Genomic DNA, 6,623 nt, shown 5'->3' with positions numbered 1-6,623 from the left:
CTCCTCCAGCTCTGGCCCAGCGACTATAGCCGCAAGGCGGAGGAGAGCCGTCCACCGCATCAACAGCGGACCGGCGGTTTCGGAATCCAGATATTCGATAACGGACCTTGAAGGTGGTGCGAGTATGGTCCTGACGTGATCCAAAGCGGCCTTCGCCGTCGCTTGGGATGAAGGCTCGGGCGTTTGAACGCCATGCTTCAAGGTGGCCGCGGCGCGTCCTCATCTCTGAGCGCCAATCGGTGAGCGCGAACTGTGGCGTTACAGCCGTTGCGCTATCATTTCTGCCTAAGCGCATCGAGGACGACCTTAAACGCTGCGGACGGTTGTCGACGGCTCGGATAATAGAGGTGATACCCGGGGTACGACGGGCACCAGTCGGCGAGTACCTGAACCAACCGCCCGGCCTCGATTTCAGGTATCGCCAAGCCGTCAGGCACGAATCCGAAACCGTAGCCACTGACCGCGGCGTTCAAAATCTGCCTGATCCCGTTGCAGATGACCTGACCTTCCACTCGGACTCTCAATCCTTCCCCGTCTTTTTCGAATTCCCAGGCGTAGGTTCCGCCATGTGTCGGGAGTCGGAGGTTGATGCATTGGTGCGACGTCAGCTCTTGAGGCTCTATCGGAATGCCCCGCTCTTCGACGTACGCTGGGCTAGCAATGACGATCATCCGTTGATAGGGGCTGATACACACCGAGATCATGCCTTGTGACACGATCTCCCCAAGCCGAACGCCCGCGTCAAACCGCTCGGCGACGATGTCCGTCAGTCCGTAGTCGACGATAAACTCGACCTTGATGTCGGGATATTGACGCAGAACCTTCTCGAGTTTCGGCCAGAGAACCGTGTCGATCGCGTAGTCCTCGGCGGTGATGCGGATCGTACCAGCTGGCTTCTCTCCCAGTTCGGTGATTGAAAAAAGCTCGCCTTCGATCTCCTCGAACCGGGGAGCGATCACGTTCAACAGTCGCTCACCCTCGGCCGTTGGCGACACGCTGCGGGTGGTGCGGGTCAGAAGTCGAAGCCCAAGACGAGATTCGAGTGCCCGTATCGTATGGCTGAGACCCGATTGCGACATGCCTAACTGCGCGGCGGCTCTCGTGAAGCTCCGTTCCCGCGCTACGACAATGAAAGCCAAGAGGTCATTTACGTTCGCGCGCAGCATCCATTTGTTCCTTTATATGCGATCCACAAGACATACGGCCTGGGATCGCGAAACTTCATCACCGATTATTGCTCATCAAGAATAGGTCATCGGAGTTGATGTGGCTTGAAACGCACAATGGCTAGCGTTTGGGCAGAGGAAACAGCCTACTTTCTCCGCGTTCGCAGCGCTCCAAGTCATGGATGATGGTGTCCGCATGTCGTCGATTTATGCACACGCTACATAAGCGCTAGCAGATCGTAGCCGATAATCAGTCAGGTCCGCCCAGTTTATATTCCTCCTGCAACCAGTCAGACGGCAAAGGAGAATAGCAATGGACAATGGACCCATTGAATCGAACGACCGACAGGAAACGATCGGCATCGGTCGGCGTGAGCTTCTCAAGCTGACCGGGGTAGGTGTTGCCGCGGCAGGCGTGATGTCGCTCGCTGCCAGCCCTGCGTTCGCTCAATATGCTGGAACATGGGACAAGACCTTCGCGCAGAGCGAGCGCGTGGAGCATTGTAAAGTGTCGTACGTCAATCGCCTCGGCATCAATCTTGTTGCGGACATGTACGTCCCGAAGGACATCGATCCCTCGCAACGCCATCCCGCGCTAATCGTCGGGCATCCCTATGGCGGCGTTAAAGAGCAGACTGCCGGGCTCTACGCCCAGACGATGGCGGAACGCGGCTTCATTACCATCGCACATGATGCCTCGTACAACGGGGAAAGCGGCGGCCAGCCTCATTTCATCTCGTCGCCGGAAGCCGTTGTCGAAGACTTCAGCGCAGGCGTCGACTTCCTTGGTCTCGACCCGCGCGTCGACCGGAATCGCATCGGCGTCATCGGCGTTTGCGCAAGTGGCGGTTTTGCGCTTGCCGCTGCACAGATCGATCCGCGCATGAAGGCGGTCGCTACCGTTAGCATGTACGACATGGGCGGCGCGAAATGGGCATGGAAGGGCGAAGAAATGAAGGCCGCCGCCCGCATCGAGATGCTCACCAAAATAGGTGAACAGCGCTGGGCCGAAGCCGCGGGCGCACAGAAGCAGTACTTCGCCTTGCCTGAAGCCTTGACACCCGAAACGGATGCGATCACGCGGGAATTCTTCGAATACTACCGTACGCCCCGCGGCGCTCATCCGCGCGCGACAACTGCGATGACTGTCTCCGGAGACCCGTCCTACCTGCATTTCCGGCCGTTCGACCATGTCGACATGATCTCGCCACGGCCCGTCTTGCTGATCGCCGGTGAAAACGCCCATTCGCGCTTCTTCAGCGAGCAGGCAATTGCAAAAGCGGCCGAGCCGAAAGAACTCTTCATTGTTTCGAGAGCGGGTCACGTTGACCTGTATGACAAGGTGAACCTCATCCCCTGGGACAAGCTTGAGTCCTTTTTCGACCGGCACCTCTCAGCCTAGTAGGCGCGGTATTGCAACGGATTGGTTTCTGACCGCGGGACGGAGGCTTTTTGATCTGCTGAAGATCAGAAGGCCGCCCTCCGTCCAACCGCAAAACGTCCGCTGCGAACTCAAACACCTCCATCCGCCGCGACCAGAGAGTCGTGAACGGCCGGCCAAGCAACCACTCCTTCCCGTTGGTGCCCATCATGACGAAACATCTTGCATCGGCAGTCGCGTTAGCTTGCGTCCTCAACGGGACCGTAGCCTCCATCGCATGGGTACAGGACGCCTCGCTCCCGCACTCCGTCCTCGGCATGTCCACCGACGATTGGGTCGTTGAAACCGTCGTGGGCGAGCTCGATTACCCCTGGGACATCGAAGTTGGCGGCGACAGAGTCTTCGTGACCGAGGCCGCCGGCAACATCGTCGTCGTCCAGGGCGGCCAAATGCGCAGATATGCCTTGCAGACTACAGTCGGCATCGCCCGCGAGGGCGGTGGTGGCCTTCTCGGCATGGCGCTCGCCAAGGATTTCGAGACCTCGGGCGCGGCTTACTTCTATCACACCTATCGAACCGGGGGTGGCCTGTACAACAAGGTCATCGAAGCCGCCTTCGATGGCGACTCCTGGCGGGAGACCCGCACTCTCCTCGACGGAATTCCGGGACACAGACTCTACAACGGGGGACGTCTGGCAATCGGACCCGATGGGTACCTCTACGTTACCACCGGGTGGACCGAGGACGGCAATCTTCCGCAAGACCGGGACAGCCTTGCAGGAAAGGTTTTGCGGATGACCTTGAAGGGCGAGGTTCCTGCCAACAATCCCTTCCAGCGGTCTTATGTGTATACGTTGGGCCACCGCAATCCCCAAGGCCTGGCGTGGAACCCGGACGGCGAGATGTTCGTCGCTGAACACGGTCAATCGGCCCGTGACGAGATCAATCACATCCGGCCCGGCTTGAACTTCGGATGGCCGACTGTCGACGGCGACGAACGACATGAGGGAATGGAAACCGCCCGCCTTCATTCCGGGACCAACACCTGGGCACCATCGGGTATCACATTCCGAGGGAATGAACTTCTCGTGGCCACGCTCGTCGGACGCGGCATCTATGTTCTCGACGCGCGAGCGAATGAACTGAAGCCGATCTACACGTCGGGAGATCGGTACAGGGACGTGCTCTCCATCGGCAATGACATCTACGCCATCACGACGAACCGGTCGCCCCGAGGCGAAGGTCCGTCGGACGATCATCTCATCAAGCTGTCGCCCAAGCTCTAGTGGACGAAGCTCAACTTCCATCGGAACAACGACTAAATGCTATGAACATCTCTTTCGAAAACAAGGTCGCTCTCGTCACGGGAGCCGCTTCCGGCATGGGTCTGGCGGCAGCGAAGGCCTTCGCGGAGGCTGGCGCGGCGGTCGCGCTTGCCGATGTCAATGAGAGCGCGGTCCGCGCTGCGGCTAACTCCCTGACCTCTGCAGGACACCGCGCTATCGCCATCCGGTGCGACGTCGCCGACATGGAGCAGGTCGCGGCCATGGTCGAGAAGACGGTAGCCGAATTCGGTCGTCTTGATGCGGCTTTCAACAACGCCGGAGTACAAAGCCCCGTCGCCGAGACCGCTGACGCGGACCCCAAGGATTACGACTTCGTCATGGGTGTCAATCTGCGCGGTGTCTGGAACTGCATGAAGTACGAGCTGCTTCAGATGCGCAAGCAGGGTTACGGCGCAATCGTGAACAACTCCTCGCTTGGAGGCCTGGTCGGGATCGCAGAACGCGGCATCTATCATGCCTCAAAACATGGCGTGGTCGGATTGACCAAAAGCGCCGGGCTCGAATACGCCGCCAAGGGAATAAGGGTCAACGCGGTCTGCCCAGGCATCATCGAGACGCCCATGGTAACGGGAATGCTTGAGACCCAGCCGGAGGCGATGGATGCATTGATGCAAGTCGTTCCAATGGGCAGGCTCGGCAGAACGGAAGAGATCGCCGACGCAGTCCTCTGGCTTTGCAGCGACGCGGCGAGCTTCATCGTCGGACACGCCTTGCCAGTCGATGGTGGCTACACCGTCCAATAGCCACCGAGCCGCCCCAATGCCGGTTGGCACGTCGGAGAATGTCGCTTTCGGAAAACTGTCTCGACACGGCGCTGTTCGATGACTTCTTCGTCCAGCGGGCCGCTGCTCTTGCAATGACCGCAATTGGCGCAGCCACGACCTCCAGGGGATCGCCGGCAAGGTCTGCTTTTAGGAAGCTGCGAAATCGATCTCTACGGCCGAGATCGGGCGCAAAGCGGCCATTCGCAGTCTGACAGACAAAAGTCGCCTTCGGGTCAAACTCGCCCATTCAGAGTAGTTTGACTCTAGGCGGCCTTCTTCTTCGCCAGCCTCGCCTTGATCGAGGCAACGTCGGCGCGCGGCGTCGCCGCGAACAGCGTCTTGGTGTAGCTGTGCTTGGGGTCGGCAAAGACCTCGTCGCGCGAGCCGTATTCGACCGCCTCGCCGTAATACATGACCATCACGTCGTCGGCGATGTAGCGCACCACCGACAGATCGTGGCTGATGAAGACATAGGTCAGCTTGAACTCGTCCTGCAGGTCGGCGAGCAGGTTGAGCACCTGCGCCTGCACCGACAGATCGAGCGCCGAAACCGGTTCGTCGAGCACCAAAAGGCTTGGATTGAGCATCAGCGCGCGGGCAATGGCGATGCGCTGGCGCTGGCCGCCCGAGAACATGTGTGGGTAGCGGTTGTAATGTTCCGGTCCGAGGCCGACCTTCTTCAGCATCTTCATGGCGAGATCGCGCCGTTCGTCGGCCGGCTTGTCGGTGTTGATGAGCAGCGGCTCGCCCAGCACGTCGCCGATCTTCTGGCGCGGATTGAGCGAACCGTAAGGGTTCTGGAAGACGATCTGCACCTTGCGGCGCATCTCTTTCGTCAAGCCGTCCCTGGCGATGTCGACCTTGTTGCCGTCGATGAAGAGTTCGCCTGATGTCGCCGGATCGATCAGGGTGATGATGCGGGCGAGCGTTGACTTGCCGCAGCCGCTTTCGCCGACGATGGCCAGCGTCTTGCCCTTGTCGACGCTGAACGAGACGCCCTTGACCGCATGCACCGTGCGCGAGGGACGAAACAGGCCGCCGCCGACATGATAGTCGCGCACGATGTTCTTGCCTTCGAGAACCGTCACACTCATGGCGCGGCTCCCGTTGCAGGCCCGGCTGCCGCAGCAGAGGGTGCCGGTTCGAACAGCATGTCGGAAATGGTCGGCAGCCGGTCGCCGACGGCATTTTCCGGCAGCGCCGACAGCAGCGCGCGCGTGTAGTTGCTCTTCGGCTGCTCGAACAGCGACAGCACGTCTGCCTCCTCCATTTTGCGGCCCTTGTACTGGACGATGACGCGGTCCGCGGTCTCGGCCACGACGCCCATATTATGGGTGATCATGATCAAGCCCATGCCGTATTTGGCCTGCAGGCCAACCAAAAGGTCAAGGATCTGCTTCTGGATGGTAACATCGAGCGCGGTGGTCGGCTCGTCGGCGATCAACAGCTTCGGATTGCAGGCAATGGCGATGGCGATCATGACGCGCTGGCACTGGCCGCCCGACATCTGGTGCGGGAACGAGTTCAGCCGCTCTTCCGGATCGGCAATGCCGACCAGCTTCATCAGCTCGATGGCGCGGGCCCGGCGCTGGGCGCGGTCCATGCCCATGTGGAAACGCAGCACCTCCTCGATCTGGAAGCCGGCGGTGAAGCACGGATTGAGGCTGGCGATCGGCTCCTGGAAGATCATCGAGATGTCCTTGCCGACGATCTTGCGGCGCTCGGACGGACTGAGCTCGAGCAGGTCGATGCCGTCGAAGGCCATGCGGTCGGCCTTTACCGTCGCCGTATTCGGCAACAGCCCCATCACCGCCAGCATCGCCACCGATTTGCCGGAGCCGGATTCGCCGACGATCGCCAGCACCTCGCGCGGCTCAATCGACAGGTCGATGCCTTGCACGGCCATGAAAGGTCCGGCGGCGGTATCGAAGGACACGGTGAGGTTCCTGATCTCGAGCAGAGGCAT

General features: G+C 60.2%; 6 protein-coding genes. 3 read left to right on the top strand and 3 right to left on the bottom strand.

What is annotated here, in order from left to right; all coding sequences use genetic code 11:
• Positions 1-275: 275 nt before the first annotated feature.
• The gene (locus ACWTU7_RS10805) at positions 276-1,166 is read right to left on the bottom strand and encodes a LysR family transcriptional regulator (RefSeq protein WP_455839944.1); all 891 of its coding nucleotides are present in this window, start codon (positions 1,164-1,166) and stop codon (positions 276-278) included.
• Between the two features lie 313 nt (positions 1,167-1,479).
• On the opposite strand from ACWTU7_RS10805, the gene ACWTU7_RS10800 reads away from it, so the two are divergent.
• The 3 genes from ACWTU7_RS10800 to ACWTU7_RS10790 all read left to right on the top strand — a co-directional run bounded on the left by ACWTU7_RS10800 (position 1,480) and on the right by ACWTU7_RS10790 (position 4,636).
• The gene (locus tag ACWTU7_RS10800; RefSeq protein WP_455839943.1) at positions 1,480-2,568 is read left to right on the top strand and encodes an alpha/beta hydrolase; all 1,089 of its coding nucleotides are present in this window, start codon (positions 1,480-1,482) and stop codon (positions 2,566-2,568) included.
• A gap of 188 nt (positions 2,569-2,756) precedes the next feature.
• On the top strand, positions 2,757-3,833 hold the full coding sequence (locus tag ACWTU7_RS10795) for a PQQ-dependent sugar dehydrogenase (RefSeq protein WP_455839957.1): 1,077 nt from the start codon (positions 2,757-2,759) through the stop codon (positions 3,831-3,833).
• A gap of 41 nt (positions 3,834-3,874) precedes the next feature.
• On the top strand, positions 3,875-4,636 hold the full coding sequence (locus ACWTU7_RS10790) for a glucose 1-dehydrogenase (RefSeq protein ID WP_455839942.1): 762 nt from the start codon (positions 3,875-3,877) through the stop codon (positions 4,634-4,636).
• 284 nt (positions 4,637-4,920) lie between these two features.
• Here the strand turns inward: ACWTU7_RS10790 and ACWTU7_RS10785 are convergent, their stop codons facing one another.
• Together ACWTU7_RS10785 and ACWTU7_RS10780 are read right to left on the bottom strand one after the other, a co-directional pair.
• Positions 4,921-5,751: a dipeptide ABC transporter ATP-binding protein gene (locus tag ACWTU7_RS10785; RefSeq protein ID WP_455839941.1), complete on the bottom strand. Its 831-nt coding sequence runs from the start codon at positions 5,749-5,751 to the stop codon at positions 4,921-4,923.
• Positions 5,748-6,623, bottom strand: a complete 876-nt coding sequence (locus tag ACWTU7_RS10780) for an ABC transporter ATP-binding protein (protein WP_455839956.1) — start codon at positions 6,621-6,623, stop codon at positions 5,748-5,750. Before ACWTU7_RS10780 ends, ACWTU7_RS10785 begins: the two co-directional genes overlap by 4 nt.

This window comes from Mesorhizobium sp. BHscii, assembly GCF_053848065.1.
The sequence above is the reverse complement of the archived record's forward strand: the minus strand, read 5'-3'. Positions and strand labels throughout refer to the sequence as shown.